Origin of the sequence: Streptomyces sp. NPDC050287 (assembly GCF_044459385.1) — a bacterium.
In the GTDB taxonomy this organism is placed as follows: Bacteria; Actinomycetota; Actinomycetes; order Streptomycetales; family Streptomycetaceae; genus Streptomyces.
Genome location: NZ_JBITIY010000002.1, coordinates 712,566 through 739,256, shown reverse-complemented (window position 1 = coordinate 739,256; position 26,691 = coordinate 712,566). Strand labels below are relative to the sequence as shown.

General features: G+C 70.4%; 30 protein-coding genes. 13 read left to right on the top strand and 17 right to left on the bottom strand.

The genetic code is table 11. The features are described from left to right. The first annotated feature begins 41 nt into the window (after positions 1-41). From ACIBK3_RS08705 to ACIBK3_RS08655, 11 genes are all read left to right on the top strand, one after another. On the top strand, positions 42-1,031 hold the full coding sequence (locus ACIBK3_RS08705; RefSeq protein ID WP_399363283.1) for a fumarylacetoacetate hydrolase family protein: 990 nt from the start codon (positions 42-44) through the stop codon (positions 1,029-1,031). Further along, positions 1,028-1,990: a cyclase family protein gene (locus ACIBK3_RS08700; protein ID WP_399363281.1), complete on the top strand. Its 963-nt coding sequence runs from the start codon at positions 1,028-1,030 to the stop codon at positions 1,988-1,990. Before ACIBK3_RS08705 ends, ACIBK3_RS08700 begins: the two co-directional genes overlap by 4 nt. 149 nt (positions 1,991-2,139) lie before the next feature. Beyond that, the gene (locus ACIBK3_RS08695; RefSeq protein WP_399363279.1) at positions 2,140-3,309 is read left to right on the top strand and encodes an FAD-dependent oxidoreductase; all 1,170 of its coding nucleotides are present in this window, start codon (positions 2,140-2,142) and stop codon (positions 3,307-3,309) included. Beyond that, entirely contained in the window at positions 3,306-3,446 is a 141-nt protein-coding gene (locus tag ACIBK3_RS08690) for a hypothetical protein (protein ID WP_399363277.1), read from the top strand. Before ACIBK3_RS08695 ends, ACIBK3_RS08690 begins: the two co-directional genes overlap by 4 nt. Positions 3,447-3,475: 29 nt before the next feature. Continuing rightward, positions 3,476-4,477 carry an amidohydrolase family protein gene (locus tag ACIBK3_RS08685; RefSeq protein WP_399363275.1) on the top strand — a complete coding sequence of 334 codons (1,002 nt, stop codon included), beginning with the start codon at positions 3,476-3,478 and terminating at the stop codon, positions 4,475-4,477. Positions 4,478-4,600: 123 nt separating this feature from the next. Beyond that, entirely contained in the window at positions 4,601-5,572 is a 972-nt protein-coding gene (locus ACIBK3_RS08680; protein WP_399363273.1) for a fumarylacetoacetate hydrolase family protein, read from the top strand. Next, the gene (locus tag ACIBK3_RS08675) at positions 5,569-6,345 is read left to right on the top strand and encodes an SDR family NAD(P)-dependent oxidoreductase (protein ID WP_399363271.1); all 777 of its coding nucleotides are present in this window, start codon (positions 5,569-5,571) and stop codon (positions 6,343-6,345) included. The genes ACIBK3_RS08680 and ACIBK3_RS08675 overlap by 4 nt, the downstream gene beginning before the upstream one ends. Before the next feature lie 244 nt (positions 6,346-6,589). Next, complete coding sequence (locus ACIBK3_RS08670) at positions 6,590-7,075, top strand: hypothetical protein (RefSeq protein WP_399363269.1); 486 nt, start codon at positions 6,590-6,592, stop codon at positions 7,073-7,075. Between the two features lie 46 nt (positions 7,076-7,121). After that, complete coding sequence (locus ACIBK3_RS08665; protein ID WP_399363267.1) at positions 7,122-7,463, top strand: hypothetical protein; 342 nt, start codon at positions 7,122-7,124, stop codon at positions 7,461-7,463. A 127-nt stretch (positions 7,464-7,590) separates the two neighbouring features. Then, on the top strand, positions 7,591-7,995 hold the full coding sequence (locus ACIBK3_RS08660) for a PaaI family thioesterase (protein ID WP_399363265.1): 405 nt from the start codon (positions 7,591-7,593) through the stop codon (positions 7,993-7,995). Then, positions 7,995-8,642 (top strand): TetR/AcrR family transcriptional regulator, encoded by a 648-nt coding sequence (locus ACIBK3_RS08655; protein ID WP_399363264.1) that lies wholly within the window; start codon positions 7,995-7,997, stop codon positions 8,640-8,642. The genes ACIBK3_RS08660 and ACIBK3_RS08655 overlap by 1 nt, the downstream gene beginning before the upstream one ends. Positions 8,643-8,859: 217 nt before the next feature. On the opposite strand, the gene ACIBK3_RS08650 is transcribed toward ACIBK3_RS08655, so the two are convergent. The 15 genes from ACIBK3_RS08650 to ACIBK3_RS08580 all read right to left on the bottom strand — a co-directional run bounded on the left by ACIBK3_RS08650 (position 8,860) and on the right by ACIBK3_RS08580 (position 24,242). After that, a complete protein-coding gene (locus tag ACIBK3_RS08650) occupies positions 8,860-9,807 on the bottom strand; it encodes an NADP-dependent oxidoreductase (RefSeq protein WP_399363261.1) in 948 nt (315 codons plus the stop codon). Between the two features lie 51 nt (positions 9,808-9,858). Continuing rightward, positions 9,859-10,464 carry an AAA family ATPase gene (locus tag ACIBK3_RS08645; RefSeq protein ID WP_399363259.1) on the bottom strand — a complete coding sequence of 202 codons (606 nt, stop codon included), beginning with the start codon at positions 10,462-10,464 and terminating at the stop codon, positions 9,859-9,861. Further along, entirely contained in the window at positions 10,461-11,210 is a 750-nt protein-coding gene (locus ACIBK3_RS08640) for an HAD family hydrolase (protein ID WP_399363256.1), read from the bottom strand. Before ACIBK3_RS08640 ends, ACIBK3_RS08645 begins: the two co-directional genes overlap by 4 nt. A 78-nt stretch (positions 11,211-11,288) precedes the next feature. Then, entirely contained in the window at positions 11,289-11,555 is a 267-nt protein-coding gene (locus tag ACIBK3_RS08635) for an acyl carrier protein (RefSeq protein ID WP_399363254.1), read from the bottom strand. Positions 11,556-11,855: 300 nt separating this feature from the next. Next, complete coding sequence (locus ACIBK3_RS08630) at positions 11,856-12,863, bottom strand: beta-ketoacyl-ACP synthase III (protein ID WP_399363252.1); 1,008 nt, start codon at positions 12,861-12,863, stop codon at positions 11,856-11,858. 135 nt (positions 12,864-12,998) lie between these two features. After that, positions 12,999-13,694: an AAA family ATPase gene (locus ACIBK3_RS08625; protein ID WP_399363250.1), complete on the bottom strand. Its 696-nt coding sequence runs from the start codon at positions 13,692-13,694 to the stop codon at positions 12,999-13,001. A 64-nt stretch (positions 13,695-13,758) separates the two neighbouring features. Then, positions 13,759-14,796: an AvrD family protein gene (locus ACIBK3_RS08620; RefSeq protein ID WP_399363247.1), complete on the bottom strand. Its 1,038-nt coding sequence runs from the start codon at positions 14,794-14,796 to the stop codon at positions 13,759-13,761. A 78-nt stretch (positions 14,797-14,874) separates the two neighbouring features. Beyond that, positions 14,875-16,356 carry an MFS transporter gene (locus tag ACIBK3_RS08615; RefSeq protein WP_399363244.1) on the bottom strand — a complete coding sequence of 494 codons (1,482 nt, stop codon included), beginning with the start codon at positions 16,354-16,356 and terminating at the stop codon, positions 14,875-14,877. A 188-nt stretch (positions 16,357-16,544) separates the two neighbouring features. After that, entirely contained in the window at positions 16,545-17,420 is an 876-nt protein-coding gene (locus tag ACIBK3_RS08610) for an MBL fold metallo-hydrolase (protein ID WP_399363242.1), read from the bottom strand. 91 nt (positions 17,421-17,511) lie between these two features. After that, entirely contained in the window at positions 17,512-18,351 is an 840-nt protein-coding gene (locus ACIBK3_RS08605; RefSeq protein ID WP_399363240.1) for a helix-turn-helix domain-containing protein, read from the bottom strand. A gap of 264 nt (positions 18,352-18,615) precedes the next feature. Next, positions 18,616-18,960, bottom strand: coding sequence for a hypothetical protein (locus tag ACIBK3_RS08600; RefSeq protein WP_399363239.1), 345 nt, complete (start codon positions 18,958-18,960; stop codon positions 18,616-18,618). Between the two features lie 10 nt (positions 18,961-18,970). Further along, a complete protein-coding gene (locus ACIBK3_RS08595) occupies positions 18,971-20,533 on the bottom strand; it encodes a M20/M25/M40 family metallo-hydrolase (protein WP_399363237.1) in 1,563 nt (520 codons plus the stop codon). Then, on the bottom strand, positions 20,530-21,378 hold the full coding sequence (locus tag ACIBK3_RS08590) for a class I SAM-dependent methyltransferase (RefSeq protein ID WP_399363234.1): 849 nt from the start codon (positions 21,376-21,378) through the stop codon (positions 20,530-20,532). Before ACIBK3_RS08590 ends, ACIBK3_RS08595 begins: the two co-directional genes overlap by 4 nt. 112 nt (positions 21,379-21,490) lie before the next feature. Beyond that, the gene (locus ACIBK3_RS08585; protein WP_399363231.1) at positions 21,491-22,321 is read right to left on the bottom strand and encodes a BTAD domain-containing putative transcriptional regulator; all 831 of its coding nucleotides are present in this window, start codon (positions 22,319-22,321) and stop codon (positions 21,491-21,493) included. 391 nt (positions 22,322-22,712) lie between these two features. Then, positions 22,713-24,242 (bottom strand): MDR family MFS transporter, encoded by a 1,530-nt coding sequence (locus ACIBK3_RS08580; protein ID WP_399363229.1) that lies wholly within the window; start codon positions 24,240-24,242, stop codon positions 22,713-22,715. A 161-nt stretch (positions 24,243-24,403) separates the two neighbouring features. Here ACIBK3_RS08580 and ACIBK3_RS08575 point away from each other — a divergent pair, with 161 nt between their 5' ends. Both ACIBK3_RS08575 and ACIBK3_RS08570 read left to right on the top strand, forming a co-directional pair. Continuing rightward, positions 24,404-24,661 (top strand): acyl carrier protein, encoded by a 258-nt coding sequence (locus ACIBK3_RS08575; protein WP_399363227.1) that lies wholly within the window; start codon positions 24,404-24,406, stop codon positions 24,659-24,661. Then, positions 24,658-25,032, top strand: a complete 375-nt coding sequence (locus tag ACIBK3_RS08570; protein WP_399363225.1) for an antibiotic biosynthesis monooxygenase family protein — start codon at positions 24,658-24,660, stop codon at positions 25,030-25,032. The genes ACIBK3_RS08575 and ACIBK3_RS08570 overlap by 4 nt, the downstream gene beginning before the upstream one ends. A 547-nt stretch (positions 25,033-25,579) precedes the next feature. On the opposite strand, the gene ACIBK3_RS08565 is transcribed toward ACIBK3_RS08570, so the two are convergent. Both ACIBK3_RS08565 and ACIBK3_RS08560 read right to left on the bottom strand, forming a co-directional pair. Then, positions 25,580-25,930: an antibiotic biosynthesis monooxygenase family protein gene (locus ACIBK3_RS08565; RefSeq protein ID WP_399363223.1), complete on the bottom strand. Its 351-nt coding sequence runs from the start codon at positions 25,928-25,930 to the stop codon at positions 25,580-25,582. Further along, on the bottom strand, positions 25,927-26,679 hold the full coding sequence (locus ACIBK3_RS08560) for an SDR family NAD(P)-dependent oxidoreductase (RefSeq protein WP_399363221.1): 753 nt from the start codon (positions 26,677-26,679) through the stop codon (positions 25,927-25,929). Before ACIBK3_RS08560 ends, ACIBK3_RS08565 begins: the two co-directional genes overlap by 4 nt. Between the last annotated feature and the right edge of the window lie 12 nt (positions 26,680-26,691).

Genomic DNA, 26,691 nt, shown 5'->3' with positions numbered 1-26,691 from the left:
TCGGAGCCACAGTAGACCGCGACCCCGCAGGAGGACATCTGATGGCAATGCTCGCGCAACCTGACGGCACGTTCGCGCTCGGCACGTTCTCCGTTCAGGACGCCCACGGCGGGGAGCCCTTCCCCGGCTTGCTGGCCAGGGAACGGGTACTGGACCTGAGCGGAGCCCTGGACTGGGCACCGTCCGACGTGCGTGCGGTGATGGAGCGTTGGGAGGAGGCGCTTCCCGTCCTGCGCTCCCTGGCGGACGACGACGGCCTCGGCCGGCGGCCGCTGGAGGGCCTGCGGGTGCACGCCCCGCTGGTTCCCCGCCAGATCTTCCAGTCCGGCGCCAACTACCGGCAGCACGTGATCGACCTGGAGGTCGCCCACCGCTCCGCCGACGATCCTCGCACCGTCGAGGAGGCGCGCGCGGAGATCGCAGCGATCATGGACCGGCGGGCCGCCGAGGACCTGCCGTACGTGTTCATCGGCCTGCCCACCACCGTCGCGGGCCCGTACGACGACGTGGTCCTGCCCGCCTGGGCGGAGAAGCCCGACTGGGAGCTGGAGCTGGCGGCGGTCATCGCCAAGCCCGCGTACCGGATCTCTGTCGAGGAGGCCCTGGAGTACGTCGCCGGGTACACCATCGCCAACGACCTGACCGACCGCGCCACCGTCTTCCGCCGGGACATGCCCGCCATCGGCACCGACTGGCTGCGTTGCAAGAACGCGCCCGGTTTCACCCCGCTCGGACCCTGGCTCGTGCCGGCCGAGTCGATCTCCGACCCCGGCGATCTGCGGGTCACCCTCAAGCTCAACGGCGACACCATGCAGGACGAGTCCACCAAGGACATGCTCTTCGGGGTCGCCCGGCTGGTCTCGTACATCTCCCAGACCTCCCGGCTCCTGCCCGGCGACCTGGTGCTGACCGGCAGTCCGGCCGGCAACGGCATCCACTGGGGCCGGCTGCTGCGCGACGGCGACGTCATGGAGGGCTCCATCACCGGCCTGGGCGTACAGCGCACACGTTGTGTGGAGGAGACGGCATGAGCCTGGACCGGACCGACCCGGAGGGCGCCGTCGCCGAGGCCGCCAGGGCGTACTCCAACTGGGGGCGCTGGGGCGAGGACGACGTCCTCGGCACCCTGAACTTCCTCGACGAGGCCAAGCGGCGTGAGCGCGCCGCACTGGTCCGCCGGGGGGTCAGCTTCTCCCTGTCGCAGCGGTTCGACATGAACGGGCCGCAGAAGGGCTGGCGCCGGCGGACGAACCCCGTGCACACCATGCTGGACACGGGCACGGACGCGGCGCTGGGCAACCAGGGCTTCCCGCACGGCATCGGCGGCGCCGACGACGTGGTCGCGATGCCGCTGCAGTGCTCGACCCAGTGGGACGGGCTCGGGCACATCTTCGACCACGGCAAGGCCTGGAACGGCAGGGCGGCCGAGAAGGTCGTCACCTCGGACGGTGACCTGGTCACCGGCATCGAGCACATGGCGCCGTACGTCGCCGGACGCGGCGTCCTGCTCGACGTGGGCCACGTCATCGGCACCGGCGGCGAGTTGCCCGACGGGTTCGCCATCACCGAGGAGCACCTCGACGCGACCGCCGAAGCGCACGGGGTGAGCGTCGGCCGCGGCGACATCGTCCTCGTCCGCACCGGGCACCTCGCCCGCGCCACGCGCGACGGCTGGGGCGACTACGCGGGCGGTCCCGCGCCCGGGCTGTCGTTCACCACCGCCGGCTGGCTGCACGGCACCGAGATCGCCGCGATCGCCACCGACACCTGGGGCTTCGAGGTACGGCCCAACGAGTTCGACCACGCCTTCCAGCCACTGCACCAGGTCGTGATCCCCAACATCGGCCTGCTGATCGGTGAGATGTGGGACCTCGACGCCCTCGCCGCGGACTGTGCGGCGGACGGCGTGTACGAGTTCTGGCTCACCGCGGCTCCCCTCCCCATCACCGGAGCCGTCGGCTCACCGGTGAACCCCATCGCGGTCAAGTAGCCGCCCCGGTCGCCGGATGCGCCCTTCCCGGACAGCAGTGGCGCATCCGGCCCGCACCCCCGTCCCGACTCCTGGCCCGCACTCCCAGCGGGCGAGCCGCACCCCCGCCGCCCGAAGCCGTGCGGCCCGACCGGGAGGTATCCCCGACCATGACCGACCCCCGCCCCCTCCCCCAGCCTCCGGCCGGAGGCACCCGCACCCGCGCCGTCCTCGTCATCGGCGGGGGCGCCTCCGGCAACGCCGTCACCATCCTGCTGCGCCGTGCCGGTATCGCCGTGGACCTTGTCGAGGCCAAGCCCGACTGGAACGCCGCCACCGGCTCCGGCATCACCCTCCAGGGCAACGCCCTCAGGGTGCTTCGCGAGCTGGGTGTGTGGGATCAGGTGAGCGCTTCCGGCTTCGCCTTCGGCTCGCTGGGCGTGACCGCCCCGGACGGCACCGTCCTGTTCGTCGCCGACGACATCCAGACCGGCGGCCCGGACCTGCCCGCCACCCTCGGCATGCGGCGCCCCCGGCTCCAGCGGATCCTCATCGACGCGGTCCGCGCCTCGGGGGCCGGCATCCGTCTGGGCACCACTGCCGAGACCCTGGACGAGGACGCCGACGGCGTCTCGGTGCGCTTCAGCGACGGCACCGAAGGCCGCTACGACCTGGTGATCGCCGCCGACGGCCTGAACTCGGCGACCCGCGCCGCGATCGGCATCGCCGACAAGCCGGAGCCCACCGGAATGGCCATCTGGCGCATCGCCGCGCCCCGCCCCGAAGGGCTGGAGCGCACGGACCTGGCGACCGGCGGCCCAGCGTACATCGCGGGCTACTGTCCCACCAGCGAGGACACCATCTACGCCTACCTCGTCGAGGCCAACCGTGAGCGCGCCTCGATCCCGCCGGAGTCCTACGCCGACGAGATGCGCCGGCTCGCCCAGGGCTACGGTGGCTTCTGGCCCGAGATCGTGAAGCACATCGAGGACCCGGCCCAGGTCAACTACACCTGGTTCCACCGGCTCCTGGTGGAGGGCCCCTGGCACCGCGGCCGGGTCGTGCTCGTCGGGGACGCCGCCCACTGCTGCCCGCCCACCTTCGCCCAGGGCGCGGCGATGTCCCTGGAGGACGCCCTGGTCCTCGCGGAGCTGCTCACCTCCCGCGACGACTGGGACGACCAGCTCCTCACCGAGTACCACGACCGCCGCCTCCCCCGCGTCAGCATGGTCGTCGACGCCTCCTGCCAACTCGGCCAGTGGCATCTCGACGGGGTCCGCGACGCGGACGTACCCGGGTTGACGTACCGCACCCTGAACGCGCTGAAGGAACTCCCGTGACCGAGCCCGGGTCGACGCCGACGATCGACGTCCACGCCCACCTCCTGCTGCCTGAGGTCGAGGAGGCCGTCGCCGGTCAGCCCGGCCTCGCCGAGGGCCGTGCCCTCGACGCCCGGCGCAACGGTCCGGCGCCCTGACCGTGAGCGGCCCGATGGTCGGCGCACGGGTGCCGCGACTGACGGAGGTCGCGGTGCGGCTGGCGGCCATGGACGCGCAGGGCGTGGACATCCAGCTGGTCAGCCCGTCCCCGTCGCACTACCACTACTGGGCCGGGCCCCGACTGGCCGAGAAGGTCTGCCGCTTGGCCAACGAGGGCACCGCGGCGCACTGCGCGAAGGCACCCGCCCGGCTGCACGGCCTCGGGCTGGTCCCGCTCCAGCACCCGGACCTCGCCGTCGAGGGGCTCGACCACGCGCTGGCCCAGGGACTGCGGGGCGTGGAGATCTCCTCGCACGCCCCCGGCCCGGGCGGGACCCGGGAGGTGGAGCTCTCCGACCCGCGTCTGGCACCGTTCTGGGCGCGCGCCGAGGAGAGTGGCGCGCTGGTCTTCCTTCACCCCTTCGGCTGCACGCTCGACGAGCGCCTGGACCAGTGGTACCTGTCGAACACCGTCGGCCAGCCCACCGAGAACGCGGTCGCCCTCTCGCACCTGATCTTCTCCGGGGTCCTGGACCGCCATCCGGACCTGAAGGTGATCGCGGCGCACGGCGGCGGCTACCTGCCCACCCAGATCGGCCGCTCCGACCACGCCTGGCGGGTCCGCCCCGACGCCCAGGGCTGCGCAAGGGAGCCGAGCAGCTATCTGGAGCGCCTGTACTTCGACTCGCTCGTCCACGACCCGGACGTGCTGCGGGAGTTGGTCCGGGCCGCCGGGCCGGAACGTACGGGCCGTCTGCTGCGGGCCGGCGTCCGCAAGATCTGGGGCCCCGGCCGTCACATGGCCGGCGACAACACGTTCACCTACTTCCTCGACCCGCACGGCAACACGGTCGAGTACACGACGGAGCTGGAGGCTCTGGACGAGGACACCTGGCACCCCCACGTCTACGACTTCTCCCGGCCCGAGGTCACCGACCAGTGGGGCACCGCGAACCCGATGAACGAACTGATCGCCAAGGAGTCGTTCAACGATGTCGACCGCGGCGTCTTCGTCGCCCCGCCGGTCTGACCGGGCACGGCGTCCCGGTCACCCGGGGCACGGCAGCCCTGTAGGGCCCTGGCTCCACGACCCCGCTCCGCCGCCCCCTCACGCACTCCGGCACTCCCGCACTCCCGCCGACAGGACCCACCCATGCGTTTCGCCACGTACGAGTACCGCAATCGACGCGAGGTCGCCGTCGTCGAAGAGGACGGCATGCTCCACCCCCTGGCCGGCGTCACCTCACTGACCGGTCTGCTCGCCGAGGGCGGCGGGCCGGCCGAGTTGCTCGACGCGGGCTCCGCGATGCTCGACGTCGCGGCCGGCCCGCATGTCTCCGAGGTGCGGCTGCTGCCGCCGCTCCAGCCGCCCACCGTGCGGGACTTCGTCACCTTCGAGGAACATGTCGAGGGCGTACGGCGCTCCGTGGACGGGGCGGCGGGGGTGCCGGAGCGGTGGTACGCGGCCCCGACGTTCTACTTCACCAATCCGTACGCGGTGTACGGCCCGCACGACGACGTCCCGGTGCCGCCGGGGTCGGGCGTCCTCGACTTCGAACTCGAGGTGGCCGCCGTGATCGGCAAGGAGGGCCGGGACCTCACCCCCGAGCAGGCCCGCGAGCACATCGTCGGCTACACGGTCCTGAACGACTGGTCCGCCCGTGACCTGCAGTCGGCGGAGATGACGGTGGGCCTGGGCCCCTGCAAGGGCAAGGACACCGCCACCACCCTGGGCCCGTACCTGGTCACCGCCGACGAGCTGGAGAAGTACCGGGACGGCGACGGCTTCCTGCGCCTCGCGCTGACCGCCGAGATCAACGGCGAGGTGGTCGGCAAGGATCTGCTGTCCAACATGAGCTGGACCTTCGAGGAGATGGTCGCCTACGCCTCGCGCGGCACCTGGGTGCGTCCCGGTGACGTCCTCGGCTCAGGCACCTGCGGCAACGGCGGCTGTCTCGCCGAGCTGTGGGGGGTACGGGGCAGGCAGGACCCGCCGCCGCTGAAGCCGGGCGACACGGTGCGGCTCTCCGTCGAGGGCATCGGCAGTGTCTCCAACACCGTGGTGGCCGGCTCCGACCCGCTGCCCATCCCCTCCGGCCGGCGCCGCTCCCGGGAGCGGCCATGACCGACCCGCGTCCCAAGAGGCTCTTCGGCAAGGTCGTCGTGGTCACGGGAGCGGCCGCCGGCCAGGGCGCCGCGGAGGCCGAGGCGCTGGCCCGTGAGGGCGCCCGGGTGATCGCCACCGACGTGACCGAGGCACCCGGCTGCCGCCGCCTCGACGTCAGCAGCGAGGAGGACTGGGCCCAACTCGCCGCGGAACTGCGGGAGTCGTACGGGCAGGTGCACGGCCTGGTCAACAACGCCGGCGTCACCTGGCGTGCCCGCCTCGGCGACGTGTCCGCCGAGGACATGGCCCGCGTCCACGCCGTCAACGTCACCGGGCCGCTGCTCGGCATCCAGCACCTGGCGCCCCTGATGCGCCCGGGGGCGTCGATCGTGAACGTCGGTTCGTCGGCGGCGCTGACCGCCCACTACCCGGTGGCGTACACGACCAGCAAGTGGGCGTTGCGCGGTCTGTCGAAGACGGCCGCCATGGAGCTGGGGCCCCGCGGGATCCGCGTGAACATCGTCCACCCCGGCTTCATCGAGACGGACATGACCGCCTCCGCCGCGCCGGCGTTCCGCGAGGCGAACGTCCTCGGGACACCGCTGGGCCGCACCGGGAGTGTGCGGGAGGTCGCTCCGCTGGTGGTGTTCCTCCTGTCCGACGACGCCTCCTTCATCACCGGCGCCGAGATCCCGGTGGACGGCGGACTCACCGCGCACGGCGGCGCCAAGCCCATCTCGGACGCCGTACGCCGACAGCCCGTCCCGGACGCCGGCGCCGTACACCGGTAAGCAGCAGAAGGCCCCATCCCACAGGGGCAGGCCGAGGGAACGTCGTCAGTGGCGAAGCCCAAGTCCCAGATGCCGGTGCGGTGGGAGGTGTTGGGCTGGTCGGTGCTGTGAAACCTGCGCCTGGATGGTCTGGAACATATGTGATTGACGGTGTGCGGTCAGGGATGAAACGGTGAAATGGCGTCATCAACGAGGCGCTTCGCACAAACTCCCCGCTGACCACGGGGAGAACCGAGGGGAACACATGTTTTTCAACGCTTCTGTCAAGGCAGCGCTGTGCACTGCTGCCGCCATGTCGGCCCTGCTGATCCCGGCGGCCGGTTCCGCGTCCGCCGTGTCCTCCGCCTCCGCCTCCGCCTCCGCCTCCGGGGAGACCGTCGGAGCAACGGCCGACAGCTTTGACGCCAAGTGCAGGAGCCACAGCCGCACCTATGTACTGAAGAAGTACTACCGAGGGCCCAAGTTCTTCACGCTGCGCTGTGGCACCAGCACGTGGGGCTGGAAGCACATCAAGGCGCGGCACGGCTGGAACAGCACGATGGACCGGAAGATAGACGCCGCCATCTGGTCCGGGGACCCCAACGGCCGCGGCGGTTACTCTACGTACCTCAATCAGTGCCCGCGGGTGGAGAAGTTCCGAACCATCATCGGCACCCCGGCCGGGACCAACGACCTTCTGACGGCCTACAAGGTCGATCAGCCGGCCGTCGCGAGCGCCGCTGCCTGCTAGACACCGTGTTGGGACGTGGGCCGAGGTGAAAGGGCGGTTGGTCCCTGTGGAGGAACAGACACCGGCGGAGCAGGCCCTGAGTCGCTCGTACGTCACCGCCGACGGACTCCGTTTCGACGTCGTCAAGATGTCGGTCGAGCACCGTCCGGACCGCAGCGTGACATTGACGTACTGGCTGACTGTGGGCCGCCGGGGCCACCCGGACGAGCATTGGGTGGTCGCTCTGCCGTGGGACGACAAGTCCTGGGTGGATGTGTTCACCTCGCCCGCGCCCCCTCCCGACCGACTACGGCAGCTCGTGCACCTCGTCCATGCCCACCTGGAAGAGTGGTGGGACACGAAGGGACACAACCGGCAGTCGGCGAAAATGGGACGGCGACTTACCTGACACGAGGATTCGGCAACACCCCGCACCCGGCCCCGACTCCCCCCGCCGTCCAGGAGTCGGGCTCGTGTGTTGACGACCTGAGTTAACGTCGTTAAGTTGTCGCCATCGACCCGGACGGGAGTGGCCTGTGCTCACACTTGAAGCGGAAGATGTCTACGCGCTCGCGCCGTATGCCAAGACGCTCGGAGTCGTCTTCGAGGAGATCACAGAAGCCGGCGTTCGAGCCAGACTGGGGCACGATCTCTCCCTTTCCACGGTGGGCGGTGGCCTCCACGGAGGGGCGTTGATGGGGCTCGCCGATGTGTGTGCTGCCGTTTGCGCCGCCCTGAACGGTCCCGCCGGCGCCGTACCGGCCACCGTGGAGTCGAGCACGCATTTCCTCCGGCCCGCACGCACGAGTGTCGTTGCGACAGCTCGTCCCTTGCGTCCGGGGCGCAACACTGTCATCGAGGTCGACATTCATGATGACAAAGGCGAACTGTGCGCCCGGGTCACCCAAGTGGTCACTGTCATCAAACCCAAGACACCTTGATGGTGACTGGTTCCCGAGTTCGCGCCGCCAAGGGCCAGGGCGGTCTGCTCCGAGACCAGCTTCTCGACATCGCCGGTCAGCTGCTGGAAAGCGGTGGCGCCGACGCTCTTACGATTCGTGCGGTTGCGACAAGCGCGGGAGTCAGCCCGCCGGCCGTCTACCTCCACTTCGCCTCGAAGAGGGAACTCGTCCACGCGACGTGCCTGCGCGTGTGGGACTCACTGTTCATCGAGTTGGAAGCGGTGTCCCGGGAAATCCAGGACCCTGTGACGGCGCTCTATGAAACCTGCGTCACCTACATCGCATTCGGACTTCGTCATCCCGCCCAGTACCGACTGGTGATGGCCGGTGAAGCCACCGAAGCCAGCCGCCAGAACGAAGAGGCGTGCTTCCGCTATTTCCGGGACAAGGTCGCAGCCTGTCTTGATGCCGGGGTACCTGTCAGGAGCAAGACGGAAACCGCCAGAGTAGTGTGTGCCGGCGTGCACGGGGCGGTTTCTCTTCTGATTCACCAAGACCGTGACGTATGGCCCGCAGACAGCGATCGCTACGTCAGAAGGGCAGCGTCCTCAGCCGTCCACGGCGCTCTCCTCACCGCATCCCACACTTTCACACCCTCGATGGCCAACGTGCCGCAGTCGCGTTGATCCATGGGTGCCGAAGCCGCGCCGTAAGAAGGTTTGTTCCACCGCCCCAAAGGGGGCACCCACTGCTGCGGGGGATGAAGCAGCGGGTGCCCCGGTCCAGACAATAGAACAGCCATGCCGAATTGTGGTGCCGGTCCCGGTGTTGGTGTCACCAACAGTTCGCCGGTCTGCAAAAGGCCGGGGTTACCCGTCGGCATGGGCGGGGGCGCACGGGCGTTCAGAAAACGATCAGTTGGCGTCCCCGGACGCCGCCCTTCTCCAGGCGGCGGTGCGCCTCGGCGGCGTCCGCCGGGGCGAACCGGTCCGCGGTGCGCAGGGTGAGGGCGCCCGTGGCCGCGAGGCCGACGAGTTCGCGCAGGGCGCCCGCCTTGTCGGGATGGGCGATGACGAAGGTCTGGTGCAGGACTATGCCCCGGGGTGCGGGCAGGTCGTAGGGGCGGCAGCGGACCAGGTGACCGCCGTCGGCGACGATTTCCAGTGCGGCGTGGCCGAGTACGGCGGCGTCGACCACGCCGTCGGCGCCGTGCGGCAGGACGGTGCGATAGGCGGCCACGGTGCCCTGCGGGTCGGCGTGCCGGGATACCACGGTGTCGGCGCCGAGAGCCGTGACCAGATCGCGGTCCTCGTCGCGCGCGTCGGCGACGACCCGCAGGCCGCGCTGCACGGCGAGCTGGACGGCGTAGCCGCCGAGGGCGCCGGCCGCGCCCGTGACCGCCAGGGTCGCGCCGGGCGCGAGGTCCATCAGGGCAAGCGCCTGATGCGCGGTGAGCGCGTTCATGGGCAGCCCGGCCGCCTCGACCAGGGGCGCGGCGTCCGGCAGCGGGACCAGTTGGTCGGCCGGGACGCACACGTACTCGGCCTGGGCGCCGCCGAGTTCGGTGAAGGGGTTGACGAAGCCCACGACACGGTCGCCGGCCGCGAAGCCCGTGGTGTCCGGGCCGAGGGCGTCGATGTGGCCGGAGACGTCCATGCCGGGAGTGTACGGCGGTGTGAAGTCGCTCATGTAGGCCGCGAGTTCACCGGAGCGGAGCATCAGGTCGGTGGGGTTGACGGCGGCGGCCGCGACTTTGACGCGGACCTGGCCGGCGGCCGGTTCGGGGACGGGGCGCTCCACGACGGCGAGGACGTCGGGCGGGCCGAAGGAGGGGATGCCGATCGCACGCATGGCGGTTCTTCGGTTCCTTTCCGGAGGAATGCAGGGGTGGGGAGGGTCTGGTCAGTGGATGCGGGCTGCCGGGCGGGAGAGGGCGAGCAGGGCGTCGAGCCGCTCCTGCGGACCACCGGTGACGGTGTGCACGGTGGCGCCCGCCGCGTGGAGGGTGTCCAGCAGCAGCCGGTCGGACAGGGCGCGGAAGTGCTCGCTGATGGGCGGCGGGTCGTCGCGGAGCGGGAACGCCACGGGGAGGTGGACGAAGACGTCGTACGAGGCGAGGGCTCGGTGCAGGAACTCGCGGCCCAGATGGTCGAGCACGTTCCGGTAGGGGTTGTCCGGGGCAGCCGTCACGTCCCGCGACCCCTGATCGGTGCCGGGGTGGAGGCCGACGGCGAGCCGGACCGTGGCGTAGACCCACTCGTGGAGGAGGGAGCCGTCGGAGAGGAACCCCTCCGGGTGCGCGGCCTCGGCGAGGAGCCGCTCGGCGTGGCGGCGCACGACGAGCTGGATGAGTTCGGGCTCGGTGGTCTCCTCCAGCGGCTTGGGCCGGCTGCCGAGGGGGTCCCGCATCGGGGTGCCGTGTGCGGCGGGCAGCCCGACGCGGGCCGTGGCGGCGGTGATGAGGGTGGTCTTGCCGGCTCCGTAGGCGCCGACGACGGCGATCCTCACAGCAGTGCTCCTGGTTGGACGCGGTTGGCTTCGGGCAGCGGTACGGGGGCGGGAGGGGACGCCTTGGGCAGCCGGTGCCAACCGTGGTGAGCGGCGAGGCGCCGGAGGTCCGGGTCGTCACCGACGATCACGGCGCTGCCGGTCAGGGACAGCAACGGGGCGTCGGAGACGTGGTCCCCGTAGGCGATGGAGGAGGCCAGGTCGATGCGGTGGGCAGCGACCAGGTCCTGTACGGCCCCCGCCTTGGCGCTGCCGATCATCGGCTGGTGCGGGCGGTCGGCAAGCCGGCCGGTGTAGGTACGGCCGATCGGGGTGATCTCAGGCTCGGTGCACAGCAGGTGATGCGCGCCGCAGTGCTCCAGAACGGGCAGGAGGACCGCCGGGAAGGAGCCGGAGACCAGGACGATCAGATTGCCGTCCCGGCGGTGGGCGTGCAGCGCTTCGAGGACCGGTTCGTGGAAGAAGCCGCCCTGGGCCGTCTCGGCGCGGAACCAGTCCTCGGCGAGCCGTGAGATCTCGGCGGCCGGGGCGCCGGCCAGCAGCCGGAAGAAGGCGCGGTTGGTCTCCTCTCGGCTGACGCCGGCGGTGGTCATGGCTTTCAGGCGCTGCCGTTCCCGTACGGCGTCGTGCGGGGGTCTGCCCTGAGCGGCGTACCAGTAGGCGAGAAAGCGGAAGAGCGCGGTGCCGCAGGTCAGGGTGTCGTCGACGTCGAAGAAGGCTGCGGGGCGGTGCTCGGCGGAGGTCATGGCGGGTCCATCCGGTGGAGGGGCGCGGCCGGCCCGGACGGGGCCGGCCGCGCTGGTGACGGAGGGGGCCGGAACGGGTCAGACGACCGCGCCCTTGGCTGCCAGGAGTTCGGCGGCCCGGACGGCGGTGCCCGCCTCCTGGAGCTCGTCGTCGGCGACCTCTATGCCGTAGCGGCGGCTGAGGTCCACGGCGACCTCGACGAGAATGAGCGAGTCGAAGCCGAGGAGTTCGAACTCGGTGTCGACGGTGGTGGTCTCTGCGGGAGCCTCGTACTTGTCGACGAGGAGCGTCAGGAGCGCGTCGGCGAGGGTGGCGACGGAGTCGGACGCGACGGGGCTGCTCATGGAAGGGATTTCCTCTCCGGTTCGGTGTCGTACACGGTTCTGGTCCGATGTGCGCGGGCGACCGTGGTCCCCGCGGCGCTGTGGCACGCGCGAGGGACGGAGTGCGTGAGATGGAGTGCGTGAGATGGGGAACGCGCCAGCCCTGAAGTGGGCGCAGTGACTGTGCCGCGCGCGGGGCAGTCGTAGGCGCGAAGAAGAAGAAAGAGGGGGAACGCGCAGCGACTGTGGTGCGCGTGGGGGATGTGGTGAGAGGGCTCGCTGTCGTTCGCGCCGTCGGTGCGCCGAACGAGGTGCGCCCGGTCAGGCGGGGATGATGTCCGGCCAGGTGAGGGCGGCGGATCCCCAGGTGAGGCCACCGCCGAAGGCGGTGAGCAGCAGGCGCTCGCCGGGCTGGAACGTTCCTGCAGCCGCCGCGTCGGCCAGCGCCAGGGGAATGGACGCGGCGGAGGTGTTGCCGACCTTCTCGATGTTGGTGACGGCGCGGGCCGTGTCCATCCCGAGCTGCTCGGCGACGGCCCGGAGGATGCGGAGGTTGGCCTGATGGCCGACCAGGTGTCCGACCCGATCCGGGGTCCAGCCGACGCTTTCGAGCAGGGCGAGCGAGGAGGCCGACATCCGGCGCACCGCGTGGGCGAACACCGCCTTGCCCTGCATGGCGAAGTAGTAGTCGTCCGCTGTCGCGGCCAGACCGCTGGAGCGCTGTCGGGAGCCGCCCGCCGGAATCTGGATGAGGTCCTTGCCGGTGCCGTCGCTGCCCAGGTCGAACCCGAGCAGCCGGCCCGGCTCGTCGGCGGCGCCACAGCGCAGCAGGACGGCCCCGGCCCCGTCGCCGAAGATCACGGAGGTGGTGCGGTCGTTCGGGCTGAGGATCGTGGAGTACGTCTCGGCACCGATGACCAGTGCCCGCTCGGCCCGGCCCGCCTGAATGGCGTTGGCGGCGGCTTCGAGGGCGTAGACGAAACCGGAGCACACCGCGGAGATGTCGTACGCGGCGGCGTTCTCGAGCCCCAGCCGGGCAGCCACGTCAGGTGCGGTCCCCGGGCACTGGTGGTCGGGCGTGGTGGTGGCGACGATGAGGAGGCCGACGTCGGCCGCGTCGTCGAGGCCGGCGGACTTCAGGGCGCGGCGGCCGGCCTCGGTGGCGAGGTCGCCGGTGGACTGGCCGGGCTGGACCCAGCAGCGTTCCTTGATTCCGGTACGGGTGGTGATCCACTCGTCGGAGGTGTCGAAGAGGGTGGCGAGTTCCGCGTTGGTGACGCGTCTCGGCGGCAGATAAGCGCCGAGCCCTTGCAGGACGGCGTAAGGCATGTGTACTCCCCCGTAGATCTCGTGTGCTGTCTGGTGCTGAGTCGGCTGTGGCTGCTCTGTCCGTAGGGGTGACTGCGGGCGGGTGCGGATCCGCCGCGGGGCGGCACGACGGCCGTGGCGCCCCGCGGCCGGGGTTCAGGCGGCGGCGCGGGCAAGTTCCGAGCTGGTGTCGATGAGCGCGTACTCGGCCTGGGCCTTGTCGATCGCCTCGTCGATGCTCATCACCGGCTCGAAGCCGTAGATGTCGATGATCTTCTGCAGGCGCTCGGGGATGGTGCCGCCCACCGAGTGGTAGGGGATGTGCAGTTCGTCCAGGGTCTTGAGCATCAGCTCGTCCGCGAGGGACCGGAAGCGCTCGTTGACCGGGCGGTGCCCGTCGGGAACCAGCGGGAACTCGATGGGCAGGTGGACGAAGGAGTCGTAGGTGGCGCGGGCGTGCTGCTTGGCGGGCACGGCCATCTGCTCCAGGACCTTGGCGTAGAAGCCGATTTCCTCACTGAGCTCGATGGTCTCCAGGTTGACCGACTCGTTGGGGTTGATGCCGACCAGGACACGGACCGTGCCGTAGGCCCACTCGTGCAGCGAGGAGCCGTCGGAGACGAAGCCGTTGGGCAGGTGGGACTCGTTGACCGCGCGCTCCTGGTTGCGCCGCATGATCAGCATGATCAGCTCCGGCGGGGTGCACTCCTCCAGCGTCTTGCCGGGGATGGAGATGGGCAGCAGTTCCCGCATGGTCTTGGCGGCGGAGCGGGGCAGGCCGGTCAGGTGCGAAACGGCCATCGTGGTCAGAGTCTTGCCGACGGAGTAGGTGCCGGCGATGGCGAGCTTCATGTGTTCTCCCGTGGGTGATGGACGGCGCCGCGGCTCTGGTGTCTGAGCGCCGTGGTAGGTGTGTTCAGGTCGCGGACTGCGGCAGGCGGTGGGCCACCGAGCAGACGACGGTGATGTCGGCGAGGTGCGCGGCGATGTCGGCGCGGCGCCAGGTCTCGCCGTGGCGGTTGTTGAGCAGGACGGCGTCGCGCAACTCCGCGCGCAGCGGCAGCGGACCGCCGTCGGCGGCGGTGCGCGGCCGCTGCGGGGTGGCGGCCTCCAGCAGGGTGCCGCGCATCCACAGGGTGTCGGAGGCCGAGCGGGGCACCCGGTCCAGCTCGTACAGCAGGACCTGCCCGACCTGCAGGGCCGTCACGAAGGCGTCCACGAGGTGGACGGACGGCTGGTGTTCGCCCTCCATGCCGGCGAGCGCGCCGTCCGGGCCGCCGGTGAGGCGGACGTCCGCGGTGGCGACCTGGGTCCCCGGCCTGACCTGCATGCTCTCGACACGCTGGCCGCCGAGCCGGTGGGCGTCGCCGTAGCCACCGTCGCGGACCGAGGGCTCGACGGGGGAACGCTCGCCCGGACGGACGTCCGGGTGGTCGGCCTCCAGGCGGATGCGCAGCGTGCCCACGACGGCCTCGACGGCGGTGCGGGCGCGGCCGGGCAGCGGGGAGGGCAGCCGGTCGGCGACGTACGCGGTGACCGGGAACCCGGTCAGGTCGTCCTCCACCGGACGGGAACCGGCCTTGATGCGGACCCGGGCGAGCCAGACGGTGGCGAGCTCCCGCTCGGTCAGTCCCAGGTGGCTGGCGAGCAGGGCCTCTGTGAGCTGGGCGCCGAGCAGCAGGACGTCGACGGTGGACAGGTGCGGCCGCTGGTCGACATCCCCCTTGCGGGACCAGTCGCTGGGGTAGGTGACCTGCGCGGTGGCACCCAGCCGGGGCGCTTCGGCGGCCGCGCCGTCCGCCTCGGGTATGTGGAAGGCGGTCAGGCGATGCCGGGCGCGTTTGTAGCCCTCGCCGAAGAAACGGAGTTCGGGCGCGCCGAGGTAGTCGGAGACGTCGGCCAGGTAGGGCGGCGTCACGCCGGACAGAAGGGACGAAGCAGACTGAGCAGACATCGGATTCCTTCCTTGCTCTGTGGGTGAGGCGGGTGCGGGGCGAGGGGCCCCGCCCCCTGAGAGCAGCCGGAGCGCCGGTTACTGGGCAACCGTCAGGCTGGGCTCCTCCTCGCCGCTGCCGGCCCGGACCGCGGAGGGAGAGCCGGACTTCGCGGTGCGCAGCAGGACAGCGATGACGAGGGCACCGGCGATGACCACCAGACCGTCGACGAGGATGCCGAAGGTGGTGCCGTCCAGCACGCCGGCCTTGGAGGCGATGCCGTTCTCCAGCTCCCCGTACTGCGAGGCGGCGACGGCCGACATCACCGGGATGCCGAGCGTGAAGCCGATCTGCTGGGTCATGGCGGCCAGACCCGTGGCCAGACCCTGCTCACTGTCCTTGATGCCGGAGGTGCCGACGACGGTGTACGAGACGATCGCCAGGACGTGGCCGAAGCCGCCGACGAACGTGGTGACCAGGACGGCGGCGATGCCCATGCCCTTGTTGTCACCCAGCCAGAACAGCACGCCGGTCATCACGCCCTGGACGGCGAGGCCGAAGACCAGGCCGCCCTTCGCCCCGGTGCGGGCGAGGATCCTCGAGGCGAAGGTACCGCCGAGGAACGCGCCCAGGCCCAGGAAGCCGAACATCAGGCCCGTCTGGAAGGGGTTGAGGCCCAGCACCTGCTGCAGGTAGAGGGTGAGCAGGAAGGACAGCGCGGACTCCATGGAGAAGGTGATCAGGCCGCCCAGGTTGCCCCACTTGACGGAGTTGGCCTTCAGGACGCGCACCGGGGCGAGCGGCGCGGCCGCCCGCAGCTCGATCACGTAGAAGGAGACCAGCAGTACGGCGGCGACCAGCAGCGTGCCCCAGGTCTGCGGGGAGTTCCAGCCCTCGCGCTCGGCGCTGGTGATGCCGTACACGAAGGCGAGCAGGCCCGCGGTGACGGTGATCGAACCGGGCACGTCCAGCTTGGGCCGGTCCTCGGCCACCGACTCGGTGATCACCATGATGCCGGCGATGAACAGTGCCACGCCGACCGGGACGTTGATGAAGAAGTCCCAGCGCCAGGAGAGCAGGTCGGTGAGCACACCACCGAGGACCGCGCCGCCGGCGAACCCGAGGGAGAGCAGCGCGCCGTTCAGGCCGAGCGCCTTGGTGCGCAGCGGCCCCTCCTCGAAGCTGGTGGTGATCAGCGCCATGCCCGACGGAGTGACGATCGCGGTGGCGAGCCCCTGCAGCACACGGGCCGCGATCATCATCTCGGAGCTGGTGGCGAGACCGCCGATCAGCGAGGAGACGGTCAGCAGCGCCATGCCGACCAGGAAGAGCTTCTTACGGCCCACCAGGTCGCCGATGCGTCCGAAGAGGAGCATGAAGCCGGCGGCGGTCAGGGCGAAGGCAGTGGAGACCCACTGCAGGCTGTCGAGCCCGAACCCGAGGTCCGAGCCGATCTTCGGCAGAGCGACGGTAAGGATGGAGAAGTCGACGGCGAACATGAACTGCGCGCCCAGAAGGACGACAAGGATCGTCTTCTGCTTCCCCGTCATGGAGAGTTCTGAGGAGTGTGTCTTCGGCATGGTCAGAAGCCTCGCGCCGATCGCGATGACCAAACAGTGCTGGCTCAACATATTGGTCGCTCCAACAGGCTCAGCGCCTCCCCGCGGGCCGGCGTGCCCCCGAGGGGGCCGGCGCGCACAGAGCGGGCCGGGGCGGAGTGCCCGCCCCGGCCCGTCGGCCGCTCGACTGCCGCAGCGGCACGGCCTGTTCAGTCCAGGGCCTCCCACCGGTGTCCGCCGTCCGCGACCGTGACCCGGCCGAAGACCACGTCGGCGAAGTGCCCGGCGTAGCAGACGGTCCCCGGCCGGGCGGCCTCCTCGAGCACGGCCCGGCGCGTCGCGACCGCCTGCCCGCCCGCGCTGTCGAAGAACACCGGCCACTCGGGATGGGCCGCCTGTGCGGGCGAGTGCAGTACGTCCCCGAGCACCAGTACCCGGCGGACACCGTCGTCCCCGGACTGCGCGTCGGCGAAGTCCACCGCGTATCCCGCGTGTCCCCCGGTGTGTCCGGGCCACTCCCGGAGTGTGACGCCGGGAAACACCTCGCCGCCGTCCGGTACCGTGCGCACCCGGTCGGCCAGCCGCGCCGGGAGCAGGCTGCCCCGCTCACGCCACTCGGTCGCGGACAGCACCACGGACGTGACGCCCCCGAAGAGGGCCCCGTCGGCGGCCTGCACCCAACCGATGTGGTCGTCGTGCAGATGTGTGAAGGCCAGCGTGTCCACCGCTTCCGCGCGCGCCCCCGCGGTCCGCAGTAGTTCGGCCAGTTCGCCACCCGCCAGCACGCCGAGGGCGGGGTGGGTCTGCGTCGCCTCCAGGCGCCGCGGGCCGAATCCGGCGTCGATGAGCAGGGACCGGCCCTGATGCTCGATCAGCAGGCCGCCCACCGAGGCGACCAGGAAACCGTCCGCGTCCCGGTAGGGGGCGAGTGAGGCGAGGTCGTCCGCGCTCAGCCCGGTGAACCAGCCCTCGGGTCGTAACTGGACCATTCCGTCCGGGACATGGGTCAGCCGCCATTCCCCGAAGGTGAGCGACCGCAGTGGCGAGGGACGTGTCAGCCGCTCGAGCGGCAGCACAGAAGACATGACGAGAGCACTTTCAACAGAGGGGAAGGAAAACAGGAGAAGAAGAAAGAAAGGGCCGGTTGTCCCGCCGGGCCGGCGGGACAACCGGCCCTCAGGCCGCCGAACCCGTCACTTCGTGCGACGGAGCGAGAAGCCCGAGGGCTCGCTCCGCCCGGGTTCCCGGGACCGGCATGAAGATGGTGAGCCGCATGCCCAGCCGGGGGGTGAAGTCCAGCGTCGTCCGCCGCAGGGAGAGCTCACCGGCCCGCGGGTGCTCCAACAGGTCGATGCCGCAGGAGTCCTCCTGCACCTCCTGCGCGTTCCACAGCGCCGAGAACTGCTCGCTCCGCGCAAGCAGACGGTCCACCGTCGACGCCAGCAGCGGGTCTCCCGAGTGGGTCGCGGCATGCGCCCGGAATCGCGCGACCACTGTCGCCGCGTCCTGTTCCCAGTGCGGATACCGGGCACGTGTCTGCGGGTTGAGGAGGAAGTCCTCCATCAGGTTGCCGCAGCCGGAGTCCAGCGCCAGCAGTTCGCGGGCGGCGGAGTTCGCCACCACCACGTTCCACACCCGGTCGGCGATGTAGGCCGGGTTGGGCAGCCAGTTGTCGACGAAGGGCTTGAGGGACTCCGCGTCCGGTGGCGGCGAGGAGGCGGAGTGGGAGGAGCCCAGGCCGGCGAGCCGCCACACGTACTGGCGCTGGGTGTCGTCCAGGTTGAGGACCCGGGAGATGGCGGAGAGCACCTCGGCGGAAACGTTCTCGGCCCGTCCCTGCTCGATCCACGTGTACCAGGACACTCCCACACCGGCCAGGAGCGCCACTTCCTCACGGCGCAGCCCGGGCGTTCTGCGCACCCCGGCCGCAGGCAGACCTACCTCGGTGGGGGTCACTTCCCCCCGGCGCACTTTTAAGAATTGCCCGAGTTCTTTTAATTGACGGTCAGTTGGCATGAAGCTCCCCCTTTGTCCAGCCTTATGCACTGAGATATACGCCACCCTACCCATCAACCGACCCGCCGTGTGCGGCAAGTGACGGGGGTTACACACAGAGCGCCCTCCAGCATCTCGGATGCAGGGGGTGTCGGCCACGCCGCAGTGCGAACGAAGATCTAGATGTCCGACCCAAAGCGCGGCTTAAGGCCCCCTCCCCGGTCCCCGTCCCTCCGCCTGCCCCGGCCGTCGGGCCCGGACCACTGTTAGGGCGGCTTTAGACCACTACCCCACGATGACCCGGGCCGTGACCCACGTACGGGAGAGGCTCGGGATGGCCGGGAAGACCGACGACACTCTGTGGTCGCTGCGAGCGGGGGCTCGTGGCGCGACGACGCTCTGTGGTCGCTGGACGAGCGGGGGCTCGTGGCCGGCGAGTATCCGCGCGTGCACGGCCTTGTCGATGCGCTGGACGTGCTCGACGTGCTCGACGCACTCGACGACGGGGGCGACCCGGACGAACTGCGCCGGGCCGGCTTCCGCCGGCCCCGACTGGGTGCGGACGCGGTGCTCACCGAGAGCCGCGTCGGGTCCATCACCGTCGTCCGGCCCGCCCGCGCGCGTCTTCACCGACGCCTCTTCACGTGAGCTCGCCGGCAGGGCGGTCCTCGCCAGTTCCTCGCGGTTCGGCGGCGTACGTGATCCCGCTGCCCCGATGTGGCTTGTGGACGGAGAAGGAGCGGAACATACGGTAGGCGAGCTCCGCACCCTGGCGCAGGGCACTGACGCGGACCCGCTCGTCATGGCCGTGCATGGCGGTGAGCGTCGCGTTGTCCACCACGTAGGGATACATTCCATAGACCGGAACGCCCCGGTCCTGCCACGGTTTTCCGCTGGTGCCACCCTCGAAAAGGGCTGGTACGGCCGGGACTCCGGGGTGGGTGAGCGCCACGGCCTGCCGCCAGGCCGTGAAGACGTCGGAATCGATGGGACTGGGCCGGGCGCTCCAGTCCCGGTTCCAGCGGGCGAGGGTATCGTCGGGCGGCTCTCCCGGCGGGCCGACAAGGTCCATGCGGATTCCCGGGTACGCCGATACGACCCCGCCGAGGTGGTCGAGCACCTCCTGGGGCGACTGGCCGCCAGGGGTGAACCGCAATTGGAGCAGCGCCGACGCACGGCCGGGGATGACATTGGCGCGGAGCCCGCCGTCCTGCGCCACGAAGGCGACGGTGGCGCGCAGCAGAGCCTCATGCAGTCCGGGATACGGTGATCTACTCAGCACCTCCTGGGCCGCCGTGTCGAGTTCGGCCCGGTCGACGGCGTGGTCGGCGGTGCCGGCGGGAGACCGGTCACGGGCCGGGCCGGCCGCCTCGTCGACGTCCAGGAGTCGTTTGATCGCGGCGGTCAGGGCGGGGTCCCGGGTTCCTTGGGACAAGGCTGTGAAGTAGTCGCGGTTCAGGGGGGTCAGGACCACGGGCAGGCGAATGCGCGAGAGGGCGTGCACCACCTCGGCGAGGCGGGCGATCGCAGAGTCCGGCAACGGACGGGACGAGTGCGTGGCCGTGCCGGAGGCGGTCAGCCGGACCGCGCCGAACGTGCGGTCCAGGCAGGTCAGCGACGCCAGCATCGGAGTGACGCCGTCCTGGTCGGCCAGCGTCCAGCCGCCCTCTGTGAGCACGGCCCCGGCCGCCACCCGGTGCCAGTGATGCTCGGTGAGCCACCGGGTGCCGTACCAGCCGCCCTCCTCGTCGCAGTCGGACAGGAAGATGATGTCGCGGTCGAAGCGGGTCCCCTCCCGGACGTGCCGCAGCAGGGCGTTCATGAACGCCGCCCCCGCCCCTTTCATGTCCAGGCTGCCGCGCCCCCACAGGAAGCCGTCGGTCTCCTCGGCCGCGAAGGGCGGGTGCCGCCAGTCCTCCGGGCGGGCGGGAACCACGTCGGAGTGGGACAGCACGAGCAAGGGCTCCCGCTCCCCCGTACCCGGGATGCGCGCGAGGAAGTGGACATTGCCGGGCTTGGGGGTCTCGATGATCTCGGTGGCGACACCCGCGTGCCGCCACACCCGCTCCAGGGTGCGGGCCAGAGGCAGGGTGTCCGCACCCTCGCCGTTGTGCGAGGTGTCGTACCGGATCATCGTCCGGGCCAGCGAAAGCACGTCGATGTCGTCGGGGGCATGGCTGTCGTGAGGGTGTGCCTGAGTCACCGCTCCTCCCGGCGACGCGCCCGGACGAAGCGGACCGGTACCGGAAGCACGATGCGGCCGTCCGGCCCGCGCAGCCCCTCGAAGACCTCCCCGATCGCCTCCCGGGCCGCGGCGGCGCCCGATTCGTTCAGGTTGTCCCAGGCGGCGCGCAATCCGGTGGACATCGACCAGTCGATCCAGTCCGCCCCCGAGCCGACGACCATCTCGTGTGCCTCCTGTGTCACCGTCACGTCCGTGAAGCCGAGCCGGGCCAGCGCCGCGGTGATGCCGTCGGCCGAGTCGGACCAGGGAGACCGACCCCGCTCCCGAGGGTCGGGCCCGGGCGGGAAGTGGGGCGCCAGGACGGCGAAGGCCGCGCGCGGCACGAAGGGCGGCAGTCCGTCCTCGTCCACCAGATCGCTGTAGACGAGCCGACCGCCCGGGACGAGCAACGGAAGATACGCGCCAAGCGTTGCCGGAGCGCCAGGCAGATGCATCACGCTGAACCCACCCAGTACTGCGTCGAAGGATCCGGGCGCGAACTCGGGTGCCTCGGCGTCCATGTGGCGCACCGTCACGTTGGTCCAGCCCTGTGCGGCGGCCTCCGCCGCGGTGTGCCGAACCATGGCTGGAGCGATGTCGATGCCGATGACGGAGCCGTCCGGTCCGACGGCCTCCCGGGCGGGGAACGTACAGGACCCCCGACCGCATCCGATGTCCAGTATGTGCTCGCCGGACCGTATCCCCGCCCAGGCGACCAACCGCGCCCCGAGCGGAGCGAAGAAGTCCACCGGGGAACGGTCGAAGCGGGCTGCCGCGCGGTCAAAGGTGTCGGAAATGGCGATCTTGTGCCGGGTCGCATCCACGATGGGCGCCTCCTGCGTTGATCTGGGGATGGCTCGTACGACGGCGGTATGGACCGCGGCGGGCGGGCCGCGGCGTGCGAACTGGATCGTTCCGGGCTCAAGCCGGAGGGGGCTACAGCGAGACCGACTGCAGCGGGGCGGACTCGCGGGCCCGGGGCGACAACAGGTCGTCCCGCAGGACCCGCTCGTACAGCTCGCGCAGTTCCCCGCACGGGTCCATCCCGAACTCATCCACCAGCCGGGAGCGCAGCCGGTGATAGACGGTGATGGCCTCGCTGCGGCGACCGGCCAGACACAGCACAGTCATCAGCCGATGGCAGATCCCCTCGTTGAGAGGATCTTCGACCAGTAACGAGCTGAGCTCGCCGAGGAGTTCGTGATAGGGGCGGCCGGCCAGCAGGTCCGCCTCGATCCGCGCCTCCAGCACCGCGTGCCGGTCCTCCTCCAGGCGTACGGAGTGCATCCGGAGGGGGCGGCCGGGGGTGACGTCGGCGAGGGCGGGACCGCGCCACAGGCTCAGCGCGCGGCCGAGCAGCTCACCGGCCTCGCCTGGGCGCCCCTCGCCCAGAGCGGTGCGCCCGGCCTGGGACAACCGCTGGAACTCCTGGACATCGAGGACGCCGTCGTCGATCCGCAGCAGGTAGCTGGAGGCTCCCGTGACGATGAACCGGTGGTCCGGGCCAAGACCTGCCCGACTCGGACACGGGGGGCAGCCGTCCAGATCCGAGAAGTGGCGCCTGAGCTGGAATATGTACGTCTGGAGGGTGCGTACGGCACTGGCCGGCGGATGGTCGTCCCACAGCTCCTCGACGAGCGTCGAGATGGGGACCGGTCGGTTCGCGTGCAGGAGAAGCAGGGCCAGGACCTTGCGCGGTTTGGGCGCAGTGGGCAGGGAAATACAGTCGCAGTTGACCGCCATGGGGCCGAGCAGGCGAAATTCCATCGTCTTCCCTCCTGGAAGGTCTACCTCTGTTCCGAGGAGAACCTCCAGCGCGGAGGGCCGACGTCGGCATCATGGAGCGCGCTGTCTCGAATCCGGAGTGGACTGCGCCTGAATCGCGCCGTCCTGCCGGCCATCAGCGAATGCGCACGCAACCCAGAAAGGCCCCCGCACCGATCGATTCAGCTTCAACCTAGCATGCCGAATCGCACCGTCTACCCCAGATGTGAAATTCCCAACTACCCTATTCGGAATGAATTGTTCCGGTAATTTCCGGGTATACGTGCTCCTTGATTTCAACCTCTCCGCCTGGATGGATGGCCTGAAAAGACCTTCACTACTCCATCCTCGCGACCTACCCTACCCGGCAAGGAGCCGAAGCCCGAAAACTTTCTCACCAGCCGCTTTGCGCAGCTCCTTCGGGCCGTTTCGGGAGTTTGATCAGCAGGGCCAGAACAAGGGCCGCAAGAAGCACCGAAGCGGCCACCATGAACACCCGGTCCACGGCGGCGTCATAAGCCTCCAGAACAATTTTACGAACATTTCCGGTCATTCCCTGAACGCCTTCCGGACGTCCGGCCGTTTTCTCCTGCTCCGCACTCAGGCCGGAAAGCCCTGAAGCGAGCCGGGCATTGAAGAGTGCGGTGAACACCGCAAGTCCCAGGGAACCGCCGAGTTGCCGACTGAGCGTCTGGAGTGAGACCGCCGCCCCGAGGTCCTTCATCGGCGAGTTGTTCATGACCGCGAGCGCGTACACCTGGGTCATCAGTCCGAGGCCGATGCCGATCAGCACCGTGTAGGCCAGCGAGACCAGCCGGCCGGTGTCTGGAGTGAGCGTGACGAGCATGGCCATCCCGATGGCCGTGACAGCCACCCCGCCGACGCCGAACCACTTCTCGTGGCCGAACTTGACCATCATCGGACTGGCGCCGAGCGCTGCGATGACGATGCCGATGGTCAGCGGCAGCAGCAGGACGCCGGAGTCGGTGGCCGAACTGCCGGTTGCCACCTGAAGGTAGATCGGCAGGAACATCAGGGCCCCGAACATCGCGGCCCCGGAGGCGAACGCCTGAGCGTTGGAGATGTTCAGGATCGGACGGCGCAGCAGATACAGCGGCACGATCGGCTCCTTGGCCCTGCGCTCGACGAGCCCCAGCGCGGCCACCAGGACGAGGACCCCCGCGACGAGCCCGATGATCAGCGGGTCCCCCCAGCCGTACTCAGTGCCGGCCCAGCTGGAGATCAGCACAAGACAGGTGGCCGCGCCGCCCACCAGGAGCGCGCCGGTGTAGTCGATCTTCGGCCGGGACACGCGCCTGTCGATCTTCAGCGTGGTGAGGATGAGCAGCACGGACACGAGCCCGATGGGCACGTTGATGTAGAAGATCCACCGCCAGCCCCAGTTGTCCGTGACATACCCGCCGACCAGCGGACCCAGGGCGGCGAATCCCGTGAGGGCGCTGGAGAAGTACCCCTGGTAGCGGGTGCGTTGCTCCGGTGTCAGTAACTCGGTGTACAGGGCCATGGCGGAGACGATGAACCCGCCGGCGCCGACGCCCTGGATCGCCCGGTACAGGGAGAGCTGGAGCATGGACTGCGCGGAGCCGCTGAGTACCGACCCCCCGAGGAAGGCGACCATGGCGAAGACGAAGACCGGCTTACGGCCGAAGAGGTCGCCGAACTTCCCGTAGAGCGGCGTGGTGACGGTGGCGGCCAAGGTGTAGGCCGTAGCCACCCAGAAGAACGAGTTCAGCGCGCCGAACTCGTCGATGATCACCGGCATCGCGGTCGCGGTGATGTTCATGTCCAGCATGGCCAGGAGCTGTGCCAGCAGAACCCCGACCAGCGGCAGCAGCACACGGGTCGCCCCAGATGCGGGGGCCCCTTCCGCGGAGTGATCGCTCTCGGTCTTCAGTTCGGACACAGCGCCTCCAGGTTCATATATGCGTGACACACACATATTAGCCCGCAGGCGACCGCCTCGCCAACCCCGCCCCACCTGCGCCACGACGGCTCGGCCGGGACTCCAGGGAGCGCTGACCTCCGGCGGAGATGCTCGGAGCAACCAGGAGGAAGGCATACGAGATGAGTGCATTCACACTCGACGACCTGTTCCGCATCGCGAGTTCGGCCACCGGGGAGCCCATGGACTCCGCCCCGCCCGAGCAGCTCCAGGACACCACCTTCAGTGATCTGGGCGTCGACTCGCTCGCCCTGCTGGAGACCGCGACGCGGGTGGAGCTGGAGACTGGCGTGGAGATCCCTGACTCCCAAGTACCCCTTCTCGAGAGCCCTCGGCTGTTCCTGGAGTACGTGGACCGTCGGCTCATGGAGTCGGCGTGACCACGGCACGGAAGACCGCGGACCGTGACGGCCGGCCGCCCGCCGGGGAGATCTTCCGAGTGCTGCTGCGCATGGAGATCCATCCCGGCCGGGAGCGGGACTTCGAGGAGACCTGGCTGCGGGTCGGGAACGCGGTGACCGGGCACCCGGGCAACCTGGCCCAGTGGCTGCTGCGGGGCACGGCCGACGAGGAGGCGAACGGCAGTGTCTACTACATCGTCAGCGACTGGACGGACGAGCCGAGCTTCCGGGCGTTCGAGAGCAGCGCCGCCCACGTCCGCCACCGCGAACTGCTCCACCCCTATCGGGGCGCCGGCTCCATGACCACCATGCGGATGGTGTACGCGCTGCGTGGCGCGGGTGCCGGCTGAGAGCTCGGCGGGACAGCGCGTTCACCGGGGTACCGCCGCACCGGTCAGCGGATCCCACCGCGACCGGTGCCCGCGGGGCCCGGCGACCGTCTTCACCAGGCCCCGGCGAGGTCCTCGCGGGGCCGGTAGCCGAGTCCGGTGCGGGCCCCGGTCCAGCCGAGGGCGGATCGGCAGTCGTGTCCCTCGCGGTCGGACCCGCTCCTCCGGGGCAATCCGCACCGCAGGCCTCTCACGGCGCGAGACGCGGATTCTCCGGGGGCTTTGCGTCGTACCCAGTGGTGCGCGACCGGATCCTTCGAGGGCGGTCACGGGGCCGGCGGCGAGGCAGCGGACCGTGTCCGGTCTCGGTGAGGCCGAGGCGCCGGTCAGGTCTGCGGGCGGAGAGGAGCAGCCGCTCGGTCGCACGGTGCGCGTCCAGGTCCGCGTCGTGCCGCGGAACCGGTCTGGAACAACACCGGCCGACCGGCCACGGGCACGAGCTGTGTGGTCTACGTGTGGGTGACCGAGCGCAGCCGGGTGCCCGCGCCGCCGGACAGCAGCGGTACCTTCATGCCGTTCCGTTCGTCGGTGTCCGGCCCGTCTGCTCCCGGTCCACGGTGTACACGTCGTAGACCTGACCCGTGCCGGTGTCCTGGTACGGGCGCAGTGGAGCGGTGTCCCTCCTGTGTTCGGTGCCCTGTTCCCAGGCGAGGAAGGCGTCGAGGCCGGTCCACTCGCTGTGCACGGCAAACCGTCCGGAGTGCACGACCGACCGGAGCAGTTCGCTGCGGAGCAATCCCGGGGTGCCGCGCATCGCCTTTTCCACGAGTTCGAAGGCATGGTGCAGGGCCGCCGGATCCTCCTCCGATTCGCGGTACCAGACCAGCACCCGTACCCCCGGGCCGCCGACCGGGCTCACATTCCACCGTCCACGTGCAGGGTCTCCCCGGTGATGTAGCCGGCCCCGTCGCCGGCGAGGAAAGTGACCGCCGCCGCGACGTCCTCGGGGGTGCCCAGGCGGCGCAGCGCGGCCATGGACTCGTATCGGGCCCGCTGTTCAGGACTCAGCCGGTCGACGGCCGGTGACTCCGTGACTCCGGGCGCTACGACGTTGACCCTGATGCCACGCGGGCCGAGTTCCTTGCACAGGCTGCGGGCCAGTCCTGTCAGGCCCGCCTTCGCGGCGGTGTAGTGCGCCCGCAACGGTACGCCGACCTGGGCCACCTTGGAGCCGATGAGGACCACGGACGCTCCCGGGCCGAGCAGCGGCAGCGCCTGCTGGACGAGGAGGTAGGCGGCGGTCAGATTCACGTCGAGGACCCTGTGCCACTCGGCCGCGTCCAGCTGCTCGAAGGGGACGTGGCTGATCGCACCCGCGTTGTGCACCAGCACGTCCAGGGCGGAGTGGCGTTCCCGGTAGGACTCGACGAGCCGGCTCACCCCGTCCGGGGTGCCGAGGTCGGCCCGGACGGTCCCGTGGTCCGCGCCGCCGGCCAGCTTGAGTTCGCGTTCGAGCGCCGCCGCGGCCTCGAGGTCCCGCTGGTAGCAGGCGGTCACCCCGGCTCCGGCCCGGGCCAGGGCCTGGGAGACGGCGCGTCCGATGCCGCGGGTGCCCCCGGTGACCAGGGCGTGCTTGCCGTGCAGGGCGGCATGTGTGCGGATGTCCATGTGCGCCTCCGG